At 68.0% G+C, this 25,673-nt stretch carries 19 protein-coding genes, 1 tRNA gene and 1 pseudogene; 13 read left to right on the forward strand and 8 right to left on the reverse strand.

Features of this window, described 5'->3' with window-relative positions; genetic code table 11:
• Positions 1-156: 156 nt before the first annotated feature.
• Together LC060_RS06945 and LC060_RS06950 are read right to left on the reverse strand one after the other, a co-directional pair.
• Positions 157-1,485 (reverse strand): ATP-binding protein, encoded by a 1,329-nt coding sequence (locus LC060_RS06945; RefSeq protein WP_226633935.1) that lies wholly within the window; start codon positions 1,483-1,485, stop codon positions 157-159.
• Positions 1,485-2,256, reverse strand: a pseudogene (locus LC060_RS06950) (response regulator transcription factor). Before LC060_RS06950 ends, LC060_RS06945 begins: the two are co-directional and overlap by 1 nt.
• Positions 2,257-2,727: 471 nt before the next feature.
• Here LC060_RS06950 and LC060_RS06955 point away from each other — a divergent pair.
• A complete protein-coding gene (locus LC060_RS06955; RefSeq protein ID WP_226633937.1) occupies positions 2,728-3,180 on the forward strand; it encodes a tRNA (cytidine(34)-2'-O)-methyltransferase in 453 nt (150 codons plus the stop codon).
• 6 nt (positions 3,181-3,186) lie between these two features.
• Here LC060_RS06955 and LC060_RS06960 read toward each other — a convergent pair whose 3' ends face one another.
• Positions 3,187-4,974: a sensor domain-containing diguanylate cyclase gene (locus LC060_RS06960; RefSeq protein ID WP_226633939.1), complete on the reverse strand. Its 1,788-nt coding sequence runs from the start codon at positions 4,972-4,974 to the stop codon at positions 3,187-3,189.
• 294 nt (positions 4,975-5,268) lie between these two features.
• On the opposite strand from LC060_RS06960, the gene LC060_RS06965 reads away from it, so the two are divergent.
• Both LC060_RS06965 and LC060_RS06970 read left to right on the forward strand, forming a co-directional pair.
• The gene (locus LC060_RS06965) at positions 5,269-5,736 is read left to right on the forward strand and encodes a hypothetical protein (RefSeq protein ID WP_226633941.1); all 468 of its coding nucleotides are present in this window, start codon (positions 5,269-5,271) and stop codon (positions 5,734-5,736) included.
• Between the two features lie 122 nt (positions 5,737-5,858).
• Positions 5,859-7,010 (forward strand): glycosyltransferase family 4 protein, encoded by a 1,152-nt coding sequence (locus LC060_RS06970; protein WP_226633943.1) that lies wholly within the window; start codon positions 5,859-5,861, stop codon positions 7,008-7,010.
• 21 nt (positions 7,011-7,031) lie between these two features.
• Here LC060_RS06970 and LC060_RS06975 read toward each other — a convergent pair whose 3' ends face one another.
• Positions 7,032-7,460: a hypothetical protein gene (locus LC060_RS06975; protein ID WP_226633945.1), complete on the reverse strand. Its 429-nt coding sequence runs from the start codon at positions 7,458-7,460 to the stop codon at positions 7,032-7,034.
• 163 nt (positions 7,461-7,623) lie between these two features.
• Here LC060_RS06975 and LC060_RS06980 point away from each other — a divergent pair, with 163 nt between their 5' ends.
• The 4 genes from LC060_RS06980 to LC060_RS06995 all read left to right on the forward strand — a co-directional run bounded on the left by LC060_RS06980 (position 7,624) and on the right by LC060_RS06995 (position 10,738).
• Positions 7,624-8,946 carry a replication-associated recombination protein A gene (locus LC060_RS06980; protein ID WP_226633946.1) on the forward strand — a complete coding sequence of 441 codons (1,323 nt, stop codon included), beginning with the start codon at positions 7,624-7,626 and terminating at the stop codon, positions 8,944-8,946.
• Positions 8,907-9,851: a hypothetical protein gene (locus LC060_RS06985; RefSeq protein WP_226633948.1), complete on the forward strand. Its 945-nt coding sequence runs from the start codon at positions 8,907-8,909 to the stop codon at positions 9,849-9,851. Before LC060_RS06980 ends, LC060_RS06985 begins: the two co-directional genes overlap by 40 nt.
• A 78-nt stretch (positions 9,852-9,929) precedes the next feature.
• Positions 9,930-10,574, forward strand: coding sequence for a flavin reductase family protein (locus tag LC060_RS06990; RefSeq protein WP_226633950.1), 645 nt, complete (start codon positions 9,930-9,932; stop codon positions 10,572-10,574).
• 88 nt (positions 10,575-10,662) lie between these two features.
• Positions 10,663-10,738 (forward strand) — tRNA-Thr (locus tag LC060_RS06995).
• Positions 10,739-10,764: 26 nt separating this feature from the next.
• On the opposite strand, the gene LC060_RS07000 is transcribed toward LC060_RS06995, so the two are convergent.
• Positions 10,765-11,856, reverse strand: a complete 1,092-nt coding sequence (locus LC060_RS07000; protein ID WP_226633952.1) for an acyltransferase family protein — start codon at positions 11,854-11,856, stop codon at positions 10,765-10,767.
• A gap of 446 nt (positions 11,857-12,302) precedes the next feature.
• Entirely contained in the window at positions 12,303-13,061 is a 759-nt protein-coding gene (locus LC060_RS07005; RefSeq protein ID WP_226633954.1) for a hypothetical protein, read from the reverse strand.
• A 352-nt stretch (positions 13,062-13,413) separates the two neighbouring features.
• Between LC060_RS07005 and LC060_RS07010 the strand changes: the two genes are divergently transcribed.
• Genes LC060_RS07010 through LC060_RS07035 form a run of 6 tightly spaced genes read left to right on the forward strand, consistent with a single transcriptional unit; the run spans position 13,414 to position 24,119 of the window.
• On the forward strand, positions 13,414-13,830 hold the full coding sequence (locus LC060_RS07010; protein ID WP_226633956.1) for a hypothetical protein: 417 nt from the start codon (positions 13,414-13,416) through the stop codon (positions 13,828-13,830).
• Entirely contained in the window at positions 13,830-14,567 is a 738-nt protein-coding gene (locus tag LC060_RS07015) for a cellulose synthase operon protein YhjQ/BcsQ (protein ID WP_226633957.1), read from the forward strand. The genes LC060_RS07010 and LC060_RS07015 overlap by 1 nt, the downstream gene beginning before the upstream one ends.
• The gene (gene bcsA, locus LC060_RS07020; RefSeq protein ID WP_226633959.1) at positions 14,564-19,027 is read left to right on the forward strand and encodes a UDP-forming cellulose synthase catalytic subunit; all 4,464 of its coding nucleotides are present in this window, start codon (positions 14,564-14,566) and stop codon (positions 19,025-19,027) included. Before LC060_RS07015 ends, bcsA begins: the two co-directional genes overlap by 4 nt.
• Entirely contained in the window at positions 19,024-22,605 is a 3,582-nt protein-coding gene (locus LC060_RS07025; RefSeq protein WP_226633961.1) for a cellulose biosynthesis protein BcsC, read from the forward strand. The genes bcsA and LC060_RS07025 overlap by 4 nt, the downstream gene beginning before the upstream one ends.
• Before the next feature lies 1 nt (position 22,606).
• Positions 22,607-23,068, forward strand: a complete 462-nt coding sequence (bcsD, locus tag LC060_RS07030) for a cellulose biosynthesis protein BcsD (RefSeq protein WP_226633963.1) — start codon at positions 22,607-22,609, stop codon at positions 23,066-23,068.
• Positions 23,058-24,119, forward strand: a complete 1,062-nt coding sequence (locus LC060_RS07035) for a glycosyl hydrolase family 8 (RefSeq protein WP_226633965.1) — start codon at positions 23,058-23,060, stop codon at positions 24,117-24,119. The genes bcsD and LC060_RS07035 overlap by 11 nt, the downstream gene beginning before the upstream one ends.
• Before the next feature lie 31 nt (positions 24,120-24,150).
• On the opposite strand, the gene LC060_RS07040 is transcribed toward LC060_RS07035, so the two are convergent.
• Positions 24,151-25,170 (reverse strand): homoserine dehydrogenase, encoded by a 1,020-nt coding sequence (locus tag LC060_RS07040; RefSeq protein ID WP_226633967.1) that lies wholly within the window; start codon positions 25,168-25,170, stop codon positions 24,151-24,153.
• The gene (locus LC060_RS07045) at positions 25,160-25,582 is read right to left on the reverse strand and encodes a VOC family protein (protein WP_226633969.1); all 423 of its coding nucleotides are present in this window, start codon (positions 25,580-25,582) and stop codon (positions 25,160-25,162) included. Before LC060_RS07045 ends, LC060_RS07040 begins: the two co-directional genes overlap by 11 nt.
• Positions 25,583-25,673: the final 91 nt, after the last annotated feature.

Raw genomic sequence — 25,673 nt, forward strand, 5'->3', positions numbered from 1 at the left:
CGTCACCTCACAAAAGGAATCGGGCAACCCGGCGCACACAGACGCCAAGCTTGCACGGAAATCTATGTCAGGCAGGTGTCCATCCATGTTCGTGAATGTAACGAAGTCTTGCTGATTGCCGTTAAAGCAATTCCTGTTGCATTTTCTGAAACAAACTCAGGAGCTTGGCGCGAGGGGAAGCCGCACCGTTGCGCGCAAGCCACCTTCGGCGCGGTTGCGCAGGTCGATCGTCCCGTTCTCCATGCGCACCGCGCGCTGGACGATGGGAAGGCCCAAGCCCATCCCCGCCGTATCGCGCGCGCGGGCGGAGTCGAGCCGCACGAAGGGCTGCATGGCATCGGCGATGCGCTCCTCCGGGATGCCCGGACCATCGTCCTCGACGACGATCTCGACCCCGTCCCCGTCCTTGCGCAGGTACACGCGCACGTTGCCCCCGTAATGCAGCGCGTTCTCGATCAGATTGGAAAGCGCGCGCCGGATCTGCACCGGACGGGCCCGCACCACGGCGTGGGACGCCCCCTCGTAGGTCGCATCCGCGCCATGGTCGGCCTGGGTGTCAACGAGGGTCTGGGCCATGACGGCAACGTCGATGCGCTCGGTCGGGATCGCCTCGCCGCCGGTGTCAACATAGGCCTGGATCGATTCGATGAGCATGCGCATCTCGTCGATGTCGCGCGACATCCCCTCACGCATGTCGGGGGCCAGGCGGTCATCGTCGAGCCTGAGGCGCATGCGCGCCAGCGGCGTCTTCAGGTCGTGCCCGATCGCCAGCATCGTCTGCGTGCGGTCCTTGAGCGACTGGTGGATGCGCTCCTGCATGGCGTTCATCGCGCGGATGAGCTGGCGCATCTCATCGGGCCCGCGTTCGGGCACGAGGCGTGGCGGCCCCGAGCCGAACTCGTGCGTGGCCCCGATCACCGAGCGCAGGGGCCCAAGCGCGGCGCGCAGCAGCACCCAGGCCAGCAGGATCAGGAGCAGCGTGGGCAGGATCATGCTCGCCAGCCGTCCCGCCGTCAGCTTCCAGGCCGCGTTGGCGTGGGTGTGGAATTTCAGGACGCTGCTGTCGGCCAGCAGCATCGAGCCGCCGATGTTGCCGCGCCCGGGCACCTCATCGAGATGCAGTTCAAGATCCGAGCGCACAAGGTCGGGCTCGAAGGCGACGACCTGCTCGCGCAGCTTGGCAAGCCCCACGGGCCCCCGGTAACGGCGGCTGGAGGGGATCCATTCAAGCGTGAAGCGCGAGGTGCTGAGCGCCTTGGTCACCTGCGGGCGCGCCTCGGGCGCCACGCGCTCCACCGCGCGTGAAGCGAGCAGCAGGTTCTCGGCAATGCGCTCGGCATCGTCGCGCCGCAACTCGAAGGAATTGGCGCTCTCGAACAGGAGCGTGTTGGCCGCGAAATCGACCAGCGCGACCAGCAGGAGCACGGCCAGCAGACGCTCGGGCAATCCCAGGCGCCGGACGAAGGCCAGCCCCCGCTGAAGCATCAGAGGCGGGTCACTTCGGCCCGGAACATGTAGCCCACGCCGCGCACGGTCACGATCGGCGATTCGCCGCCCTCGGCCTGGAGCTTGCGGCGCAGACGGCTGACCAGCACGTCGATGCTGCGATCCGAACTGTCACCAATGCGCGAACGCGAGAGCTCCATCAGCCGCTCCCGGCCCAGCACGCGCTGGGGATAGCCCAGGAACGTGGAGAGCAGGTCGAACTCCGCGCCGGTCAGATCGACGATGGCGCCATCGGGCGAGCGCAGTTCGCGGCGGGCCTGCGACAGCTGCCAGCCATCGAAGCTGATGGTGTCGGCCGAACGGGTGTCGCCCCCGAAATCGGCAACGCTTTCACCCACGGTGTTGCCCCGGCGCAGGACCGCGCTGACACGGGCGGCCAGCTCGCGCGTGCTGAAAGGCTTGGCGAGGTAATCATCGGCGCCCAGCTCAAAGGCCAAGCACCCGGTCCTCCTCGCTGCCGCGCGCGCTGATGAAGATGATGGGAATGTCACTCTCACGGCGCAGGCGGCGGAACAGGTCGAAGCCGCTGGTGCCCGGCAGCATGATGTCGAGAACGACAAGGCTGACCGGGGATTCGCGCAAGGTCACCCACATCTCCGCGCCGGTGGCCGCGGTGAGCACGTTGAAGCCGCTCTGGCGCAGGGCGCGGGCGGTCAGCGTGCGCAGCGCGCCGTCGTCCTCGACCAGAAGAACGGTGGCGGGGCCGGACTGCGGCGGGCTGGAAAAGGTATTGGTGGAGGACACGTTCATCGGCTCAAGCATCTGGTTCTTCTCTGGCTATACCCCCACCCGATTCCGGACGCAAACGGGATGAGAGGAGTAAAGGACGGGAGGAAAACGAAATTCCCCGGGAGAGGCTCCCGGGGCCGCATCCGACGAAGGAAAACGGCCACCTTTCGTCAGGATAGCCGTCCCCGCGCGCAAGGATTGCACTCGGGCAGGCCAGCCCCGTGCGGCTCCGGGCGTCCTCCCCGGCCCCGACGTTCTGGCCCCGTCCGGCCCCTCCTCCCGGCAGCCAAAGCCGCCCGAAGGCATGAGACGCGTGCCCCTCTCTTCGCAATGGGCAGGCGCATTTCTGGACACGTGCAGTGTCGAACCCCCGTCCGAAATGTGACGAAGTGTTGCCAGAATCGGAAAAAGAGACGCCCCGACCCACAACGACGCCGCTTCCCCTTCGCCTCAGGGGCTTGCCAGCCGCGCCCCGTCCCGCCAAGCGGAGCCATGCGCATTGCTCTCTACGAACCCGAGATCGCCGGCAACGTCGGCGCCGTCCTGCGCCTGGGCGCGTGCCTGGGGACAGCCATCGACCTCATCGAACCCATGGGCTTTGCCTGGGACGACCGGCGGGTGCGCCGCGCGGCGATGGACTACATCGACCATGTCGACTTCACCCGCCACGCCGACTTTGCCGCCTTCCAGGGCGCGCATGCCGGGCAGCGGCGCGTGCTCTTCACCACGAAGGCGACGACGTCCGCCTATGACTTCGACTACCGCGCGGACGATATCCTGCTGTTCGGCAAGGAGAGCGCAGGCGTGCCCGACGAAGTGGCGCAGGTGTGTGATGCACGCGTGCGCATTCCGCTGCGCGTACAAGTGCGCTCGCTCAATCTTGCGACCGCAGCCGCGCTGGCCCTGGGCGAAGCGCTGCGCCAGACAGGGGCCCTGCCCGGCTGAGGCGCCTCAGCGCACCACGCTGGCCTCGGCACCTTCGCCGTCGCCTTCTCCCGGGCTATCCCCGTCCATGGCTGCCGCGACCCGGTTGCGACCTTCGCGCTTGGCCCGGTAGAGCGCCGCGTCCGCGTCGTGGTAGAAATCGCGAAAGGTCGGCAGGGGCGCGAAGGTGCCCTCGAGCGTCCGGTCCTTCTGCTCCGACACGCCGGCAAGGCCAATGGAAACGGTCACCTTGCTCCCCGCCAGCACGCCGGTGTGCTCGATTCCCTCGACCGCGCGCCGCACGCTGTCGGCAAAACGGCGCAGCGCAAAGCCCGACATACCGGCCACGGCCATCGCGAATTCCTCGCCGCCCAGACGCGCGACCCGGCAGTAGGGCCCTTCGCGCGCGGCCAGAACCTGCGCAATGGCCACCAGCACGTCATCGCCGATGTCGTGCCCATACGTGTCGTTAACCAGCTTGAAGCGGTCGACGTCGAACAGCAGCAGCGCAAAGGAAGCCCCGTCGCGATCTGCCGCCTCGAGCATGGGCGCGATGGCCTCCATGAAGCCGCGCCGGTTGCGCAGGCCCGTCAGCGGATCGAGGCGCGCCTGGGCTTGGGCCTGGGCTTCGCTGCGCAACGCCAGATCGCGCTCGATGCGCACCTGCCCACTGGCTCTCGAAACCGCGACCGCCAGCATGATGGTCTGCCAGGCCGCCGCGCACAGCACCAGGATCTGCGAACCCGCGCCATAGAACCAGACATCGATGTCGGCGAACTCGATGAGGCCAAGCGTGGCCATCGGCAGCGCCCAGGCCGCGGTATAGAGCCGCGCCTTGCGGCTGCCCCGCCGCCAGGCGAGCGCAAGGCACAGCGCCACCAGCAGTAGATCGAGAAGAACCGCGACGCCCAGCAGGTTGGAGATCATCGCGATCGGCCCCGTGCGCAGCAGACCCAGGGGAATCCCAACGAGCGCGATCAGCCCGGCCAGGGCCAGTACGGCCCGGCGCAAGCCCCCCGGCAGCTTGCCCTCTTCCAGCGCCGTGACCGCGCTCAGGGTTGCCAGTGCCACGGCAAAACAGGACAGGATGGTGCACACCTGCGCCGCCGGAGCCCCGGCCATTCCCGGCCAGATGAACAGCGCCAGTTGCGACCAGAGAGCGCCCCAGACGAACATCACCCCCGCCCAGCCACTCTGCCACAGCGCGAACTGGCGGTGCGCGGTCAGGGCCAGCGTCAGGTTGTAGATCGCCCCCACCGCGAGCAGGACCAGGGCACCGCCCACCGCAACCGCAAGCGCCGTTGCCTGCCAGTGCAGATCCTCGACATCGACCAGCCGCAGGCGCAGCAGACGGGCGCTCGCAAGCCGGTCGAAGCGCACCACGATATCTGCGAGCGGCTGGTCACGCACCGGCGGCTCGAAGGCGATCTGCCCCCCGGCGCGCCAGTGCCCGCCAAAGTCGCCCTGCACCACCGACTGGCGCCGTACCTCGCCATCGGCGTAGCGAAAATAGACCTCGAGGCGATCGAAACGCGATGTCCCCACCATCAACACCGGACCGCCCTCTGCGGCATGGTTGGCACGGTCCCACTGGGCAAGGCCTATGCGGTACCACAGGCTGGCACGCTGGTAACGGCTGCGCTCGGGCGCCCCGCCCGCACACGTGAATTGTGGGAAGCTGGCTTGCGGCGCACCGGGATGGCCCAGAGGCGTCACGGCATGGCATGTCGGGGCGAGCACATGCGACGTCGCAGCCGAAGAGGTGGCCGGAAGCATAGAGATGAGAAAGACAAGCAACAGCAGCAGTCCAGACACATGCGCGGCTCTTTCAGAACGGCGCAAAAGAGACATGCTGAGGCGAATCATTGTGCGTCCACTAATGCGATACTTTTACCTACGAAAGTCTTACCTGCTCGAGTCATGAGAGAACGCGGCGCACATCAGGCCGCCGCACACCTGCCTCGCGCCATCCCTGCAAACACCCAATTCAGTCGGCATTCAGTCCCGACGAGCTAGCCCGAGCGGCATCACGGCCCGCCGAACCCGCCGTATTTGGCCGGCACAGGAAGGGAGCTGAATTTGATGAAATCCGCGTTTCGAAACATAGGCTTGAAGCTGGGAATTGGCGCCGCGGCGGCGGCCGGTGCCCTGCTCGCAGCCACCCCGGCCATGGCCCGCGACCGTTACCGCGATGGGGGCAACGACGCCGCCATTGCCATCGGCGCCGGTGTCCTTGGGCTTGCCGTGGGCGCAGCCCTGGCAGACCGCGACGACCGCTACTACTATGATCGCGACTGGTACCCCTCGCGCCGCTACGTCACCGTTCGCGGGCGCCCCGGCTATTACTACTATTACGCCGACCGTCCCAACCGGTATTACCGCGACCGCTATTACAGCCGCTACTACGCACCTTATTACCGCAGCCATCGCCGTGACTGGCGGGCGCGCCGTCACCATGCCCGCCGCGACTGGCGCCGGGGTGGGCGCGACTGGCGTGGCGGGCGGCACTATTCGCGCCGCCATGGCCGCCACCACGATCGCGGCCGGCACGGCCATCATCGGCGCGGCCGGCGCTGAGCCGGACGGGCAGCAGGCGCGGTTGCCACTCCTTGCGATGAGAGGACGGCAACCGCGTACGCGCGCAAAGCGCGCCGCAGCCCCTCGCCAAGTCCGCCTGCGGACGCTATGGGCCGCGCACCATGGATATTTCCGACCTTCGCATCGCCCTGTTCTCGGGCAACTACAATTACGTTCGTGATGGCGCCAACCAGGCGCTCAACCGTCTAGTCGACTACCTGCTCCGTCAGGGTGCGAAGGTACGTGTCTATGCGCCTGTCGTGAAGGAGCCGGCCTTCCCGGCAACCGGCGACCTTGTCGGCGTCGGCGCTCTGCCGATCCCGGGCCGCGCCGAGTACCGCGTGCCGCTGGCCATTGCTGGCAAGGCGAGCCGCGATCTCAAGTCCTTCGCCCCCAACGTGGTGCATGTCTCCTCGCCCGATCCGGTCGGCCACAGGGCGGTCACCTGGGCGCGCAAGCGGGACCTGCCCGTGCTGGCCTCGGTACATACCCGTTTCGAGACGTACCTGCGCTACTACAACATGGCTTGGGGCGAACCGGTGATCGAGGCGATCCTGCGCCGCTTCTACCGCCGCTGCGATGCGCTGGTAGCCCCGTCCGAATCGATGGCGCAGCTCCTGCGCGAACAGCGCATGAACTACGACGTCACGATCTGGTCGCGCGGGGTCGATCGCACGACCTTCAACCCTGAACGCCGCGACATGGAATGGCGACGCAGCCTGGGCATCGCCGACCACGAGGTCGCAATCGGCTTCCTGGGCCGTCTCGTCATGGAAAAGGGGCTCGACGTCTACGCCGACACCCTCGATGACCTGCGCCGCCGGGGCGCGCCCTTCAAGGTCATCGTCATCGGCGAGGGGCCCGCGCGCGAATGGTTCGAGAGCCGCCTGCCGGACGGTGCCTTCGTGGGCTTCCAGCAGGGCGCCGACCTTGGCCGCGCGGTGGCCTCGATGGACGTCCTGTTCAACCCGTCTGTCACCGAGACCTTCGGCAACGTCACGCTCGAGGTCATGGCCTGCGGCCTGCCCGTCGTCGCGGCGGCGGCCACCGGCAGCCAGAGCCTGGTCGCCGACGGCGTCTCGGGACGGCTTGTGCCGCCGGGCGCGGTCAGCCAGTTCTCCGATGCCATCCGCAACTACATCGAGGATCCGGCCTTGCGCCGCGCGCACGGCGAGGCCGGAGCCCTGCGCGCCAACGACTTCGACTGGGACAAGATCAACCAGGCCGTCGCCGACACCTACCTGCGCCTGATCCGCCAGCGCGCACGGGCCTGAGACCGGAGAGGCACGGCGGGCTCAGCGCAGGACGCCCGCCCGCAGCATCCGCAGCGCGAAGAGCAGCAGCGCAAGCGCGATCAGCCAGATCGCGACGCTGATGGCTACGTCGGCGCTGCCGAGTGCGGGCGCCTCGATGTCGCTCCACTGATAGACACTTGTCACCGCCAACCCCAGGAGCGAGACCCCGAAGGCCGCCGCGGCCAGGCGCGCCCGGCGCAATAGCAGCAGCGCCCCCGCCAGCCCGCCGCCGACACCTAGCGCCCAGAACCCCACCAGCCACAGCGGCAAGGTGTCGAGATAGGCCACGTATTCGCGCGGGAACGCGGACAGATACCCTGCGTTGCGGGTGACCGTCATCACATAGTCGAAACAGCCAAAGCCGTTCCAGATGACAGCGAGGACCGCCACGATCCAATACCAGGCCGGAGCCCGTGCCTTCTCCACCATACGCACCTCGCTCGCGGCCCTGACTTGCGCAGTGGCCCAAATTCTGACGCAGCCGCTCCTGCTTGGCAACCCGCGCCGCGCTCACGCACTTTTTCGGGGTAAGGCGCTGTTTCGCCGCGCCGGAACCGATGCATTCGTACGCGCAACGCGCTAGGGAACCGCCATGGCTGACCTGTTCGGAGATGATCTGCCCCCGCCCGAGAGCGAGGAACCGCTGGCCGAGGATGCCCCGCTGGCCGACCGCCTGCGTCCGCGCACGCTGGACGATGTGGTGGGCCAGGAGCACCTGACCGGACCCGAAGGCGCGATCGGGCGCATGGTGGCCGCAGGCAAGCTCTCCTCGATGATCCTGTGGGGCCCGCCCGGCACCGGCAAGACCAGCACCTCGCGCCTGCTGGCCAAGGCCGTGGGCATGCGCTTTGCCGCGGTCTCGGCTGTCTTCTCGGGCGTCGCGGACCTGCGCAAGGCCTTTGCCGAAGCGGAAACGGCGGCCAAGGCGGGCCAGCGCACGCTGCTTTTCGTGGACGAGATTCACCGCTTCAACCGCGCCCAGCAGGACGGCTTCCTGCCTTTCGTCGAACGCGGAACGGTCACGCTGGTGGGCGCCACCACCGAGAACCCGAGCTTTGCCCTCAACGCAGCGCTTCTCAGCCGCGCGCAGGTGCTCGTCCTCAACCGCCTCGACGAGGTGGCGCTCTCCACGCTGCTCGCCAAGGCCGAGGCGCTCGAAGGCCCGCTCCCCCTCACCGACGAGGCGCGCGCGGCGCTTATCGCCACGGCCGACGGCGACGGGCGCTTCCTCCTCAACCAGGCCGAGACACTCTACGCCGCGCACATCGAGGAACCGCTGGGTCCGGGCCCGCTTGGCAAGTTCCTGCAGCGGCGCATGGCGGTCTACGACAAGGACCGCGACGGACACTACAACCTCATCTCGGCCTTTCACAAGTCGGTGCGCGGCTCGGACCCGCAGGCCGCGCTCTATTACATGGCGCGCATGCTGGTGGCGGGCGAGGAGCCGCTCTACATCCTGCGCCGCCTCGCCGCGATCGCGAGCGAGGATATCGGTCTCGCCGATCCGCAGGCGATGGTGCAGGTGATGACCGCCAAGCAGTCCTTCGAGTTTCTCGGCTCGCCCGAAGGCGAACTCCCGCTCGCCCAGGCGGTGATCTATTGCGCCAGCGCGCCCAAGTCGAACGCCTCCTACATGGCCAAGGCCGCCGCGACCGAGCTCGCGCGCGAGACCGGCTCGGTCGCCCCGCCCATGAACATCCTCAACGCGCCGACCAAGATGATGAAGGACATGGGCTACGGCGCGGCCTACCATTACGACCACGACCAGCCTGACGCCTTTTCCGGCGACAACTACTGGCCAGACGGCGTGCCCGCGCAGGAGTTCTACAAGCCCAACGAGCGCGGCTTCGAGCGCGAACTGAAGAAGCGTCTCGAATGGTGGCAGAAGAAGCGCGTCGAACGGCGCGGCGGCTGAGCCCGGTAGTGCCCGCGTCCCCCTCCTTCGACCACTTCCTCGCCATCGACTGGTCGGGTGCGCGCGGGCGCCATCACAAGGGCATTGCGCTGGGCCTGTGCGGGCAAGGGACAGGCGCGCCCGAGTTGCTGGCGCCGCCTTCCCGGCGCGGCTGGTCGCGCGAAGAGGTGCTGCGCTACCTGCGCGAGGACTTGCCCGCACGCACGCTGGTCGGCCTCGATCTTGGCATCGCGCTTCCCTTTGCCGATGCGGGCGCGTTCTTCCCCGGCCTTGCCCAAAGCCCGGACACGGCCCGTGCACTGTGGGCACGGATCGAGGGCATCTGCGAGGAGGATGAGGACCTGGGCGCCAATGCCTTCGTCGACCACCCCGACTTCGCGCCCTACTTCCGCCGACACGGCGGCCGCGAGGGGGAGCGCTTCCACCTCCCCGGCAGCGACCACCGCCGCGGGCGCCTGCGTGTTACCGAAGCGGCGCAGGCACGCCTGGGCTGCAAGCCGTACTCCAATTTCAACCTCGTAGGCGCAGCGCAGGTCGGCAAGTCCAGCCTGACCGGCATGCGCCTGCTCCACCGCCTTACAGGTACGCTCCCGGTCTGGCCGATCGATCCGCTTCCCCGTTCGGCAAGTCTCGTCTGCGAGATCTACACCACGCTCGCCGCCGTTGCGGCCGGACGGCGGGCAGGCCGCGCCAAGATCACCGAGCGGGGCGACCTCGATACCGCGCTGGCCGCACTGGGATCGCTGCCACGCGGCGAGACCGGCCCGATCGACGACCACAGCGCCGATGCGCTCCTGACCAGCGCCTGGCTGCGCGCAGCCGCGGCGCGGCGGGAACTGTGGCACCCTCCCGAACTTACCCCTGAACTGGCCACGCGCGAGGGCTGGACCTTCGGCGCCCTGTGATCCAGACGCACCTATAGAGACAGCGGATGCGCTAGGCGGGACCACACCGCACACGCGCCCCAAGGAGAGAAGGCCCCCATGGATTTCGATTTCGCGACGCTGAGCCCGCAGGAACGCTACAAGCTGCTCGGCTCCAGCATCACCCCGCGCCCGATCGCCTGGGTTGCCTCGCAATCGGCGGCCGGGGTCGGCAACCTTGCCCCCTTCAGCTTCTTCAACGCGATGGGCGCGAACCCGCCGCTGATCGCGCTCGGCCTCATCACCCGCGCCGACGGCCAGCTCAAGGACACCGCATCGAACATCCTGGAAACAGGGGAATTCGTCGTCCATCTCGTCAGCGAAGCGCTCGCGCCGGCGATGAACATCACGTGCATGGACGCGCCTGCCGATGTCGACGAGACGGCGCTGGCCGACCTTGTGAGCGTGCCCTCCAGCGCGGTCGCCGTGCCGCGCCTGGCCGATGCGCCGGTTGCCATGGAATGCCGCCTCTATCAGGCGATCCCGGCAGGCAGCACCACCATCGTCCTTGGCGAAGTGCTCCACTTCCACATCCAGGATAAGTACATTGACGCCGAGAAGCTCTACGTCGACACGGTTGGCCTCGACCTCGTCGCGCGCATGCACGGGGGCGGCTGGTACGCGCGCCAGAGCGACCTGTTCGACATGCCCCGCCCCGTCTACGAGGACTGGCAAGCGCAGCACGGCGGAACCTCCCAAAGTTAAGAAGTCCGGCTTTTCCCCACCTTGGCGAAAATCCCGCTGGACCAAATGGCCCCGAGCTTGGTAAGGGCCCCGTCTCGTGAGAGCGTGTGCCGGTTTAGCTCAGCTGGTAGAGCAGTTGATTTGTAATCATCAGGCCGCGGGTTCGACTCCTGCAACCGGCACCACCTTCTCTTTCCAGCGCTCCCGGCGATCACGCCAACCGGCGGCTGAACCTCGCCCCATAGCCGTTCAGGATCTTCTGGACCGGGCGTTCGAAGCCGTAGGTCGAGACCGCGGCGATCAGGATGCTCAGCGCCACGATGGCAAGACCCAGCGCGAGGTCCGGGACCCGGCCCGCGAGCAAGGGCTCCAGCGACCACATGACCGGCTTGTGCAGCAGGTAGATGGCGTAGGACACAGCGCCCAGCCCCGTGAACACGGGCAAGGCGAGATACCGGAAGGGCCCCAGCGCGCCCAGCGCGGCGAGGAAGACGAGAACCGGCACGCCGAAGGTGACGGGATCGATGAAGTTGGGCAGCATGGGAAAGCCAGCCATGCGCCGGAATTCGGGCAGCGACAGCGGGATCATCAGGAGAATGATCCAGCCAAGGACCTGCAGCGCAGGCGCGCGCGCGACCGTAAGAAAGACCCGTGCATGGCGGTGCAGCAGATAGCCCGCGATCGTCCCCAGGAAGAAGGCGTGAAACCAGTAGGGAAGGAACTGGTTGCCACGAACGGAGAGGCGCAGCAGGGCCAGGACAAGCAGTTGCGCGGCGAACCCGGCCGCGATCCAGACCCCGAGCGGGAAGCGCTTCGCCGCCGCCCAGATCACCAGGAAGACGAGATAATACTGCACCTCGACGGGAATGGTCCAAAGGACACTCGTGCCCGTCACGAGAGCCACCGGCCACACCCATTCCCCGCCGGACAGATCGAAGAACCGGATGGGCCCTTCCGCCCCCACGATCAGCGAAAGGGCAAGGACGAGGTAGAAGAGCGGGAACACGCGGGCGATCCGATGGGTCGCGTAGCGCAGCACCTGTTCGCTGTTCAAAGGCCTCTGACCATAGAGAAAGGCCATGAGAAAACCGCTCAGGAGGAAGAAGAGAAGGACGCCCATCTGCCCGGTGCCCTCCCCCAGGATGCGGGGAAAGAACCCGGCGTTCGCGCAGTGCGACACCACCACGGCCATCGCCGCGACACCGCGCGCCCCATCAAGCGCGGGGAAATGGCGCGGAAGCTGATCGGGACCGGAGCTGACATGGACGACCGGCTCCTGAACAAGGGACTGGCCTGCCGTCATCCTCCCTCCCCGACTGGTCACGCAATTCGCGAAACCCTCGCGAACATGGCCCCTTGCAAAGCATTGGAGCCCCGTCGCGGCAAGTTCGGCAAAGGGACTACTACCAATAGGCTCGGCGTCTCTCGGCCGGGGCGCAGCACCTGTTAGCCAACACCTTAATATCTTGGGGAAGGAGGAAGAGGCTACTCCGCGTATTCGGACACGCGAGAACGCAGGAAAAGCCCAGAAATCAGGAAAATTGGTCCGAGGGCCATTGCCCTCGGGCTCCCAGAAATGTCGAGCGCACCTCTCGCACGCTGCGCGGACGGAGAAAGGCGAGGTCGCCCATTCTGGGGGGCAAGGGGCGATCGCCCCTTGGAAGGCATTTCATTTCTTTTCTGTACCTTGCTGAATTGCAAGGACAGGCAGGCGGTTCCGATTCGCCTGCCGTGTCTGGCACCCTCGCGTCAGCGGCGCAGCAGGCTCCCCAGCCAGGCGAAGAAACGACCGATTCGCGCCAGAAGCGATTCGCTTTCGGGGGCCGAGACCTCTTCGGCCTGCATGCGTGCGCGCAGGGCATGGCCGGAGGCCGAACGCACAGCCGCCGGCTCGGCTTCGACCTGCGGTGCGAAAACGGGCTCGGGCGCGGGCTCGGCCGCGACAGGCGCCGGGGCCAGCGGTGCGGGAGCAGGCTCGGGCATGGGAGCCGGACGGGCTGCAACCGGTTCGGGCGCAGGCGCAGGGGCCCGCTGCGCAGCGGGCGTCGGGGCGGGCTGGGCGCTCGGCGCAGCCTTTCCGAAGAGCGAACCGTAAGCCGCCTCGTCGAGGCCCTGGTCGCCGTCATCCTCACCCTCGTCCTCAAAGGTATCGGAGAAGGGATCGCGGCCGATCGCCGAGCCCTCGCCACCCAGCGCACCGAAGCGCGGGGCCGGACTGGACGGCGCAGGGGCATCTACAGGCGCGGCAGGCATGTAGGCCGCGGGCTCGGGGGCCTGCGGGGCCGGAGCCTCGGGAACCGGGGTGTTCAGGCTGGCCGAATCGACAGCATCGACGGGCGTGAGGCCCTGCACACGGACCGGACGTTCCATGGGAATCGCTTCGCCGAAGTCCTGGACCGCAACCATGTCGAGTTCGCGCAGCGCGTCGCGGCGCTCACTGTCGTCGAGCATGAGCACCGGCTTCTTGCGCGGCCGCCCACCGGATCGCTCCGAACGTCCCATCTTCATCAATCCTCCGTAAGAGTACCGATCCGAAGCGACTTCGGACTCGCAATCGTCGGTTTCCTGCGGCCCATCGAGAGGCGGCAGCAAGTCTTCCGGCGTGTAATCATCCACGCCGTCGTCCCAGTCGAACGTTGAAAAGTGCTGGACGTCCATGGTCCTCGTTCACGTAGCTAGCAAGGTGTAGACTCGTCTAGCGCCGAAGGTTTAGGATTTCCTTACAGCCTTAAGGTATTCGTATATAAGTGCCTTCTGAGGGCGGTGAGGCCCCCTCGCAGTTGGCACACTTGCGAAAAAGGTTAAGTCATTTGTTAACCATTAAGTGCCAATCCCTAAGAGCACTTACAGGGGGCACCGCATGAGAGTTGACGCTTCAAACCTTCTGAACCGGCTCGGCCGTCACGACTTCTCCTACAAGGAGTTCGAGGACCGCTTCACCGAACTGGAGCTGTGGCCGATGCTCGAAGCACTGCTCAAGGACCCGCGCCTGCTCGAACTCGACGGCGCGGCGGCCAGCGGCCCAACCTCCCCTTCCCCGGAAAGCCTGCCGCATGCGCATGCCCCGGCGGCCGAGTTCACCGCCACACCGCCGCGCCCGGCCGCGCCACCGGCTCCCGAGCCCTCGGCCACCGATTCGATTGGCGCCCTGTTCCGCCGCTACGAAGGCCCCAACGCGGCCGCAGCCCCTGCCCCGCCTGCCCCTGCCGGATCGGGCCAGGACGTGCGCGCGATGCTGCGCCACTTGTCCGAGCTGGGTTCGCGAGGAGAGATCTGATGGCCCTCATCGTCTGCCATTCGCCCAAGGGCGGCACCGGCAACACCTTCCTCGCCGCGCACATGGCGCTCGGGCTGGCCGAGGCCGGAGCCGACGTGACCGTGCTCTCCATGGCCGCGCACGACACGCTCCCCTTGCACTTCGCGCTGCCCCCCTCGACGACGCTGTCCACGCTCCATGCCCCGAGCGAGGATTCGGTGGTGGTCTCGGGAATCGACCTGCGCCATGCGGGCACCGCGCCCCATGACCCCGACTTCATCCCGATGCTCAAGGACCTGGGCTATTTCCAGACCGGCCGCGATCGTACGCTGATCCTCGATGTGCCCTCGTGCGAGCGCAACCTCGCGCGGCGCCTCGTCAACCACGCCTGCGCCCACCTGTGCGCGCTCGACACCGCGCCCGAGACCCTCGCGCTGCTGCCGCAGATGTTCGACGAGGCGGGCAAGGGCGGCTTGTCGCGCACCTCTTTCGTGATCAACCGGCTCGATGACACCCGCCGCCTCGCGCGCCACAACGCCGCCTTCGTGCGCGAACTGATGGGCCCACGCCTGATCGGGCGTATCCGGCTTGACGAATCGGTGCCCGAATCGATCGCGATGCTCCAGACCCTGGCGCGCTATGCGCCTTCCAGCGCCGCACTCGCCGACGTGCGCCGCCTGGTCGACATCGTCCTCCCCGCACTCGATGCCGACATCAGCATCTGGTCCGGCGCAAAGAGCTCGAGCTACGCCGCATGATCAAGGCGCTGACGTCGACGCGCGCGCTGCGCTACCTCGCCCTCATCCCCATCGTCTTCATTGCAGCGGTGGTGATTGCGGTGCCCCTGGATGGGACCGCGCAGTGGGTCTGCGCCGGCGTCACGATTGCCGGCGCGGTGGCGCTGCGCCGCTGGAAGAGCCCGCGCGGCGGGCTTGCACTGGGCCTTCTCGCGATCCTCGTCTCGACCCGCTACATCGTGTGGCGCACGACGCAGACGCTCTCCTTCGGCACGCTCCCCGAATTCGCTTTCGGCGGCGTCCTTTACCTCGCCGAGCTCTACGCCTGGGTCATCCTCATGCTCGGCTTCCTGCAGACCAGCTTCCCCCTCGATCGCCCGGTGATCGAACCCGAGGGCGATCCCGAGGACTGGCCGACCGTCGACATCTACATCCCGACCTACAACGAGAGCCTCGAGATCGTGCGCAACACCGTGTTCGCCGCGATGGATCTCGACTACCCGGTCGACCGCTACCGCGTCTTCATCCTCGACGATGGCAAGCGCGCGGAATTCCGCGCCTTCGCCAAGGAAGCGGGCTGCGGCTACATCACGCGTGACAACAACCTCCACGCCAAGGCGGGCAATCTCAACGCGGCGATGAAGAAGACCGACGGCGAACTGATCGCCATCTTCGACTGCGACCACGTTCCGACCCGCGCCTTCCTCCAGCTGACCATCGGCTGGTTCCAGAAGGACAAGCGCCTCGCCCTGATCCAGACCCCGCACCACATGTACTCGCTCGACCCGGTGCAGCGGAACCTCGCCTCGACGATGGGCGACATGCCGGGCGAAGGCGACCTGTTCTACGGCCCGGTCCAGGGCGGCAACGACCTGTGGAACGCGACCTTCTTCTGCGGCAGTTGCGCGATCATCCGCCGCGAAGCGCTGGAAGAGACCAACGGGTTCGCGGGCGAGACGGTGACCGAGGACGCGCACACCGCTCTCAAGCTCCAGCGCACCGGGTGGAACACGGCCTATATCAGCGCGCGCCTGTCCGCAGGCCTTGCCACCGAGCGCCTTGTTCTGCACGTCGGGCAGCGTATCCGCTGGGCGCGCGGCATGACGCAGATCCTGCGCATCGACTGCCCGCTCTTCGGCAAGGGCCTCACCTGGCAGCAGCGCCTGTGCTACCTCAACGCCATGCTGCACTTCCAGTATCCGATCCCCCGGATCGTGTTCCTGACCAGCCCGCTCGCCTACCTCATGTTCGGCCAGAACATCATCCAGGCATCGGCCTCGCTGATCTTCGCCTACGCCATGCCCCACCTCTACTGCTCCTCGGTCGCCAACGAGCGCACGCAAGGTTCGGACCGCCGTCCATTCTGGGGCGAGGTCTACGAGACCATCCTGGCCTTCCACCTCGTCAAGCCGACGGTGCTGACCTGGCTCCAGCCGCGCAAGGGCAAGTTCAACGTGACCGACAAGGGCTCGCTGCTCGACAAGACCTACTTCGACTGGGCCATCGTCAAGCCGCACCTGATCTGCGTCGGGATCATCGTGGCGGGCATGCTCATGGCCATCAGCAAATGGGCCTTCTTCCCCTACATGTTCAACATCCAGACCGATACGCTGGTGCTGAACCTGGCCTGGGCGACCTTCAGCCTGATCATCCTCATTGCCGCCATCGCGGTCGCGCGCGAGACGCGCCAGGCCCGCCAGGACATCCGTATCCCGGTCAAGCTGCCGGTCAGCGCCTACCTCGAAGGCGGGCACGTGGTGCCGGCTACCACCCTCGACATCTCGATGGGCGGCGCGGCGCTGGCCTTGCCCGAAGAATTGCCGGTGAAGGACCGATCGGTCCGCCACATCACCATGTCGATGGGCAACGAAGTGCTGTGCATCCCCGTCGAGACAATGCGCACCCAGGGCGCAAACACCTATGTGCGCTTTGAAAAACTCGATATCATGGCCGGCCGCCACCTCGTGCGCGCCGTCATGGGCCGGGCCGACGCCTGGCAGCCTGTTGCTCCCCGCGAATCCGTTACCGGACTTCGCTCACTAGCGGATATCATCTTGGTCGACCTGGTTACCCTGAAGCGCATGCTGGGCCTCAACTTTGCCGAACGCCGCGCGATGCGCCAGGCCGAGGCGGACAACGACAACGTCCCTGCCAGCGCCGCCGACGCGGACAAGACGAGCGCGAGCAAGGCCAAGACGAAGGACAAGGAAAAGGGCAAAGCCGCCCGGATCGCCAAGGCCGCCGCCATCACCGGGGCCCTGCTCGTGGGCACGGCGGGCATCTTCTTCGGCGCCAGCCAGGCCCATGCCGCCACAGCCAGCGAGGCCGAGGCCACCCCGGCCGCGCTCGAAGGCGATGATCTCACCGACCGCCTCACGTTCGAGGACCTGCGCGTCACCACCCCGATCCGCCTCTTGGGTACCCAGGGCGAAATGGGCATCCCCTTCGGCATGCGCCAGGACCGCGTCGTCACCAAGGCCACGCTCGTCCTGCAAATGGCCTGGTCGCCCTCGATGCTCGACGACCTCAGCCAGCTGGTGGTGATGCTGAACGGCGAGGTGGTGGACACGCTGCGCCTCACGCGCGCCAACGCCAAGGGCCGGATCGTGCGCATCAAGGTGAACCCGGCGCTGTTCCTGCCCGGCGACAACCAGCTCAACCTGCGCCTCATCGGCCACTACGCGCGCGACTGCGAGGACCCGTTCCACTCCGCGCTCTGGGCCAATATCTCGAACACCCGCTCGTGGCTCGATGTCGAATACGCGCGCCTGCCCTACAAGCCTGACCTTGCGCGCCTGCCGCTGCCCTTCTTCGACAAGGGCCAGAACATGCCGCTCGACATGCCCTTCGTCTTTGCCGGCGCGCCCGGCCGCGGCGAACTGGAGGCGGCGGCCGCCTCGGCGTCCTGGCTCGGCTCGCTTGCCAGCTACCGCGGCTTCACCTTCAAGCCGGTCATCGGCACCCTGCCGAGGGGCAACGCCGTGGTCTTCCTCAAGAGCGGCCAGTCGCTCCCCGGCCTCCAGATCGACCCTGCCGAGGGGCCGAGTGCGGCGGTTGTCCGCAACCCGGCCGATGCAGGCGGCACGCTGCTGGTCCTCATGGGCCGCAACGACGGTGAACTGCGCCTCGCCGCCTCTGCCGTCGCCATTGGCAAGGGCGTCTTTGGCGGTTCGCGCATGAACTTCGAGGGCGTGCGCATCCCGGTCTGGGACCGCTACAGCGCACTGCGCTGGGTCTCGACCGAAAAGCCGGTCAAGCTGGGTGAGATCATGGAGCCCTACGCGCTCCAGGGCATGGGCATTCGCCCCGGGCCCATCTCCGCCCGCTTCCGCGTCGCGCCCGACCTGTTCTTCTGGCCGCGCCAGGGTGGCCGCCTCAACCTGGGCTACCGCTACCCGGTCGCCAAGTGGATGGACCGCCGCGCCTCGCGCCTCGATGTCTCGCTCAACGGCCAGTACCTGAGGACGCTGGGCCTGGGCGGTGACTGGTGGGATGGCCTGCTGGGCAACGCCAGCGCCAAGAGCCACGATTCCGAGGCCACCCTGACCCTGCCGCGCTACACCATGTTCGGGCAGAACCAGGTCACCTTCGACTACAACATGATCATCGCCGACAAGAAGAAGTGCACCGGCACCCTGCCCGAGAACGTGCGCGTCTCGGTCGATCCCAACAGCACGATCGACCTGACCTCGGCCTACCACGCGATCCAGATGCCCGACCTTGCGACCTTCGCCAGCGCGGGCTTCCCCTTCACCGTCAGCCCGGACCTGTCGCAGACGACCGTGATCATGGGCGACAAGCCGAGCACGGCCGCGATCCGGGCCTTCCTCGAGCTGATGGGCCGCTTCGGGGATTCCACCGGCGTGCCGGCCACTGCGGTGACCGTGGCCACCGACGTCGATGCCGACGCGCTTTCCGCACAGGACGTGCTGGTCGTGGGCGACACCGCGCTCGCGGGCCACGAAGAGCTCTTCGAAGGCTCGCCGCTGCGCTTTGCCGGCGGACGCCTCGCGGTCTCCGAGCGCTCGATGCTGCAGAACGTCGCCGCGCTCTTCGGTGGCACCGAACGCGACGATCCGATGGCGGCGGAACCGATCATCTACAACGCGCGCGGCTTTTCCGGAATCGTCAGCTTCCGCTCGCCCTTTGCCTCGGACCGCACCGTCGTCGCGCTTCTGGCCGACAGCGGCCCGGCCCTGCCCGAGCTGGTCGAAGGCATGGGCGATGCCAAGATCAACGCCATGATCCAGGGCGACCTCTCGGTCACCGAAGGCGATGGCATGGCCAGCTTCGCGCTGGGTGAGCGGTACTGGAGCGGCTCGCTGCCGTTCTGGATGAAGATCGCCTACTGGATCAGCCAGCGCCCACTGCTGCTGGGCTTCTTTGCGCTCGCGCTTGCCATCGTGCTCGCCAGCCCCGCCTATTTCTACTTCCGCCGACAGGCGCAGCGCCGCCTCGGCGCCGAGGACGACAACGCATGATCGAGCCCCGTGCCCCCTTCCCGACGCGTAGTCGCACCCTGCGCACGGTGGCGCTGGCCGCCTTGCTGGGGGGCTGCGCGGCAGGCTCGGTCCTCCCGGTCGCCGCCCTCGCGCAGGACGACGGGGTTGCCGCGCTGATCGAGCAGGCCAAGTACTGGCGCTCCAAGGGACGCGAGGACCTCGCCCAGCAGGCCCTGCGCCGCGCCCGCGCCATCGACCCCGACAATCCCGCGATTGCCGCCGCCGCCCGCAGCGCACCCGCGCCCGCCCCGCAGGCCGAGAAGCCTTCGCGCCAGAGCCAGTCCCCCGCCCGCGCAAGCACCTCGCGCAGTGCCGCACCGGCTCGCCGCGCGGCCCCGGCCCGGCCCAGCGCGGCCGACCGCGCAGGGCGCGCCCGCGTTGCCGGTTTCGAAGCTCTCGAAGCCGAACGCCTCGAGGCCGCCGCCACCGAGTTCGAGAAGGCGCTCGCCGTCAATTCCCGCGATCCGGACGCGCTGGGCGGCCTGGGCATCGTGCGCCTGCGCCAGAAGAACTTCACCGAGGCCGCCGACCTGCTCGAACGCGCCTCGCGCGGCGGCAAGGCCAGCCAATGGGCCGAAGGGCTTGCCTCGGCGCGCTACTTCGCGGGCGTCGAGGACGCGCAGGACCTGCTCGACCGGGGGCAGCTGGGCGCAGCGCAGGCCCGCGCCGAGGAACTGGTGCGCTCGGACTATTCCGAACAGGCCCCCGCGCTGGAGATCCTCGCCCAGGTCTACGAACAGCAGGGGCGCTACGCCGACGCCGCCGACCTCTACCGCCAGGCCGCCGAGGGCCCCAACGCCGACGAGAACCGCCTGCAGATGCGCGCTGCGCGCGGCCGTGCCCTTGCCGCCGCCGAGCGCGGCGATGACACCGGCGCCGTCCAGGAATTCCAGGCCGGGCTCATGGCCGATCCCGAGGACCCGTGGATCCGCTACGAGTTCGCCCAATACATGATCAAGCGCGGGCGCATGCCCGAGGCGGAATCGCTGCTGCGCTCGCTGGTGAGCATCGGCGCGCCCGACGCGCTCTATGCCGCCGCGCTCCTCAACGAGGACCTGGGGCGTCCCGCCGAGGCCGAACGCCTGCTTTCGATGATCCCCGAGACCCAGCGCACCGCGCCGATGCGCACGTTCGCGATCGGGGTGAAAACCGACGCGGCGATCGCGCGGGCCCGGGCCCTTGCCCAGAGCGGCCAGCGCGAGCAGGCGCTGGGTTCGCTGCGCCAGCTGGGCGAGATGCGCGCCATTCCCGTGGGCAAGCAGGCTGCCATAGCCAGCGCCCTGTTCGAACTGGGCGACCAGGCCGGAGCCGCCCAGGTCGCCCAGCGCGCGCTCAACGGCGAAGTGACCGACCTTGGCGAATACGAAGGCCTGATCGGCGTTCTCGTCCAGACCGGCCGCGACGACCTTGCCCAGACCGCCCTCCAGCGAGCCGGACAGATGGCCGGGTCCTCGCCGCAGGGCCAGCAGGCCTATGGCCGGATGCAGGCGACGCTGATGATCGGGCAGGCCGACCGCGCGCGTCTTGCCGGGCGCTACGCCGAAGCCTTCGACATCCTCCAGAGCGCCTATTCCTCGGCCCCCGACAACGTCGAGATCCTCGCCGGGCTCGCACGGCTATACGAGAACGGCAACATGGCGCCGCGCGCCGCGCAGACCTGGCAGCTCTACCTTGCCAAGAAGCCGGGCGACAAGGACGGCCTGATCGGCCTTGCCCAAAGCGCCCAACGCGCGGGCGACGGCAAGCTCTCCGACGAAGCCGCCGACGCGCTGCTGCGCTCCTACCCGCAGGACTACCAGGTCTACATGGCGCTCGCCGATGTCGAGCGGGTCGCGGGCAACGAACGCAAGGCCGTGCGCTACCTCAAGCAGGCGCGCGAGCTCTACGCCCGCCAGCACAACGCGACCAGCGTCGTGGCTCTGGGCGGCAATCCCTTTGCCGGAATGCAGGGCCAGGCCGGAGCCAACCCGTTCCGCAACCAGGGCCCGGCCATGGCACAGCCCCAGCCGGTCAACCCCTTCGCGCTGGGCGGCGGCACGCGCCTTCCCGCCCCCTCCTACGCCCCCCAGGCCCAGCCGATGGGCGGCTATGCCGCTCCGGCGGGCTATGCCGCCACGAACGAGAGCTACGGGGGCCAAGGGTATGGCGCCCAGGGCTACGGAGCCCAGGCCTCCAGCGCGCCGAGCTACGATCCGGGCCCCGATTACAGCCAGGGCCGCGCTGCCCCCGCGTACGCAAGCCGCAGCGGCTCTGCGCCCGCCGCCTTCGCCGGCAGCGCCACCGCGACGCAGAGCGCGGCCGGGTACGGTGCAGGCGCCGCACCGGCCCCCGCCTACGCCGCTGCCGGAGCCCCACAGGGGGCAGGATCGGGCACCTCTTCGCGCTACGGCGGCGATCCGGTGCTGGCCCGGATCCAGTCCGAGATCTCCGAACTCGCACAGGACACCGGCCCGCGCGCCGACGTCCAGACCGCCTACCGCCGCCGTTCGGGCGAAACCGGCCTCAGCCAGCTCGACGAGATCAAGGGCTCGGCGGAACTCTCGACCGGACTTGCGGGCGGGCGCGTCTACGCCAAGGCCGAAGCCAGCGTCATCGACGCAGGAAGGCCCACCGGCTCGGGCCTCGCGCGCTTCGGGGCCAACGGTATCATCGAGGCCGCCGCCATCGTCGCGCAAGAGGAAGCGCCGCTCGCCAACGCAGACAGCCAGCACGCCTCGGGCGTCGCCTTCTCGGCCGGGTACAGCAATGACTTCGCACAGGTCGAAGTGGGCACGACGCCCATCGGCATGGGCGAGACCAAGGTGACCTACCGGGCCGCGGCGACTCCCAAGATCGGGCGCGATGTGCGCGCGAGCGCCTGGGTGGAGCGCAAGCCCGTCACCGATTCGGTCGTGTCCTATGCGGGCACCCGCGATCCCGTCACCGGGGTGCGCTGGGGCCAGGTCATGCGCTTTGGTGCAGGCGGCGGGCTGTCCTACGACAGCAACGGCAACGGCATCTACGGCGAGGGCCGCTACTACCGCTTCACCGGCACCAACGTCGCGAAGAACTCGGGCTTCGAGGCCAACGCGGGCGGATACCTGCGCGCCTATCAGGGCCGCACCGACTCGGTCACGGTCGGCCTCAACGTGAACTACCAGGGCTACGACAAGAGCCAGAACTACTTCACCTTCGGCAATGGCGGCTATTTCAGTCCGCAGAGCTTCATCTCGGTCGGCTTCCCGGTGAACTACGCGATCGAGGACGAGCGCTTTGTCGGACGCGCCTCGTTCACGCCCGGTTTTCAAAGCTACAGCCAGGATCGCAGCGTGCTCTATCCGACCGAACCTGCGCTCCAGGGCCTGCTCGATGGCCTCAAGCTCGAGAACGACGACGTGCGATCCTATTATGACGGGATCAGCGAGACGGGTTTCGCGTTATCGGCAGAGGGCGAGCTTTACTACAAGCTGAGCAACTCCACCCGCATCGGTGGCGAGGCCAGCTTCAACACGTTCGGTTCTTACGATGAATTCCGCGGCATGCTCGGCGTGCGCCAAAGCTTCGGGAGTACAAAGTGACATGAACTACCAGGCGTTTCCCTCACGCGGCCGATCCAGCGACGATGCAGGTCTGGGCGGCCTTGCCCTGCTCGCGATCTCGAGCGCGACCGAGATCTGCGAGGCCGTGCCCGAGCTTCAGGCCCGCGGTTTCTTCGCCGCAATCGGTCGGCGCATGGCCGCGCTCGAAAGCCTCGACGGCCTCTCCGATGCGGCCCTGCTCTCGATGCGCATCAACGATTTTTGGCGCGCGCTGGACTGGGGGGAAGCCAGGCTCGAGTTGACCGACGAGGGAATTGTCGTCCAGCACACCAATCTTCCGCGCGACATCGCCCCCGATCCGCGCGGCCACTGGGCCACGATGCTCGCGGGCGTTCTCGAAGGCGCCTACGACAGCTGGTTCCGCGCGCTGGGCAGCGGCCCGGCGCTCACCACCACCGCCGAATGGAAAGGGGATACGCTCGAGCTTCGCCATGGTCGATGATTACAGACGTATCGACAGGCGCACTTTCGCGATCGGCCTGATGGCCGCGCTCGCCGCCTGCAACAAGAGCCAGAAGAGCGAGGCCGCCATGCCCGGCATGCACACCGCGCCCCGTCCCACGCTTCCCCCACCAAGCCCTGTCGGCACCTCGTTCTGGAACGCGTGGCGCACCCACTTCCTCGCGCCCGAGGGCCGCGTCGTGGACACCGGCAACGGCGACATCAGCCACAGCGAGGGGCAGAGCTACGGCCTGCTGCTGGCCTATCAGGCCGGGGAACGCGACACCTTCACCCGCATTGCCGAGTGGACCGAGGCCAACCTCGCGCGCAGCGACATGGCGCTCTACGGCTGGCGCTGGGAGCCGGCTGCGCGGGCGATGACCGACACCAACAACGCGACCGACGGCGACATCGTGATCGCCTGGGCGCTGGCGCTGGCCGGAGAACGCTGGAACGAGCCGCGCTGGACCGAGCGCGCCCGCGAGGTCCGCGCCGCGATCCGCAAGCACTGCGTCATCTCGCGCTACAACCGCCAGCTGCTGATCCCGGGCCTGCAGGGCTTCATCGAGGACGCAGGCGTCACGCTCAACCCCAGCTACTTCGTGTGGCCCGCGCTCGACCAGTTCGCGAAGGCCGACGGGATGGCAACCTGGGGCCGCGTGATCCGAGACAGCGAGGATCTCCTGCGCCTCTCGCGCTTTGGACGTCACGACCTTCCCTGCGACTGGATCCGGGTGACCGGCACGCGCAGTGTTGCGCCTGCCCCCGACAAGCCGCCGCGCTTCGGCTACGATGCGATCCGCGTCGCGCTGTGGGGCGCGCAGGGCAACCGCACCGATCTTACCGCACCCATCGCCAGCTACTGGCGCTCGTGCCTGGCGCAGCACCGCCCGATTCCCGCCTGGATCGACGTGGTGAGCGGCCAGGAAGCGGAATACGCCCTCTCCAACGGCGGCGCGGCGATTGCCGGGCGCCTCCTGGGAACGGCCTATCCCACCCAGCTTTCAAACGACTACTTCGCCGCCTCGCAGCAGATGCTCGCGCAGGTGTGAGGACACGCGCGCCGGGGATGTGACCTTCGCGTCAGCCCCGGCCCGCCCGCGGCTCCAGAACCAGCTCGAAATCCTTGAGCGCGGCGCATGAGGTGGCGAGTGGCTCGGGCCCGCCGCCCATCGTCAGGATCTCACCCATGCAGTCGGTCTCGACGCGCAGGGCCTTGGTCTTGCCGGGAATATGCGCAAAGGCGTGGTCGAGCGGATAGGTCCGCACTGCGACCGAAGCGACCGGCGCTTGTCCTGTGCAGTCGAGCCGCCCGACAAGGCGCGGCACCTGCCCCTGCGCCTTCCAGCCCTCGACCCGCTCCGGGGTCACGTCGCCAATCCCGGACACCGCGACATCCTCCAGCGCCAGCCCGGCATCGAGCCCGAAATTGGCAAGGATGGTGAGCTTGCAGGCGGTATCCCAGCCCTCGATATCGCGGCTCGGATCGCGCTCGGCAAAGCCGCCCGCCTGCGCCTCGCCCAGCGCCTCGGCAAAGGTGCAGCCGCGCGCCATCATCGCGTTGAGAAGGAAGTTGGTGGTCGCGTTGAACACCCCCTCGAGCGCCAGCACCTTCGCCCCGCGCAGCCCCGTCTCGATGAGGTCGATGGTGGGCAGCGCGGCGGCCGTCGCCCCGCTGATGCGCAGCGAAGCGCCGCGCGCACGCGCCAGCTCGCGCAGCCGCGCGCCCGAATGGACAAGCGCGCCCTTGGAGACCACCACCGCATCGCGCCCTTCGCCAAGCTGCATCGTCAGATAGCCCAGCGCAGGCCCTCCGGTCGCAAAGTCGGTCGGCCCGGCCTCGACCAGCACGTCGGGCGCGATTTGCGCCAGGAACTCGGGCCCCGTCTGGCCGTCCTCCAGCGCAAACCCGGGCACCTCGGCAAAGCCGTCCGCGCGCGCCGCGCCGCTGCGCGAACCGCACACCGCCACGAGACGCACATCGCAGCCATAGACCTGGGCGTAGCGCGCGCGCCGCTCCAGCAGCGTCACGGCCACCTGCTGCCCGATATTGCCGTAGCCCGCAATCGCGACCGTGACGGGCCGCAAGGCCTCACTTGGCAAAGAGCTGCTCCATGTCGGCAAAGGCCTTGATCTCGATGGCGTTGCCCGCCGGATCGGCGAAGAACATCGTCGCCTGCTCGCCCGGTTCCCCCTCGAAGCGGATGTAGGGCGCGATGATGAAGTCGATCCCCGCGGCCTCCAGCGTATCGGCCAGCGCCTGCCACTTGGCCATCGAGAGGACGATGCCGAAATGGCGCACCGGCACCCCGTGGCCATCGACCGCATTGGCTTTCACCGTGCCCGTTTCCTCAGGCGCCAGGTGCGCGACGATCTGGTGGCCGAAGAAGTCGAAATCGACCCACTCGTCGCTCGAACGCCCCTCGTTGCAGCCCAGCACGCCCAGGTAGAAGGCCCGCGCGGCCTCCAGGTCGTCGACCGGGAAGGCAAGGTGGAAAGGATGGGTGACGGCCATGGCAAGCTCCCGCTGGATTGTTGGTTCGGGTCTGGCCTCCCCTGTGCCGCAGGCACCTGGCAGGGGCAAGGAGAAGGAAAGAATTCCGAGG

Source organism: Novosphingobium profundi (assembly GCF_020524485.1).
In the GTDB taxonomy this organism is placed as follows: Bacteria; Pseudomonadota; Alphaproteobacteria; order Sphingomonadales; family Sphingomonadaceae; genus Novosphingobium; species Novosphingobium profundi_A.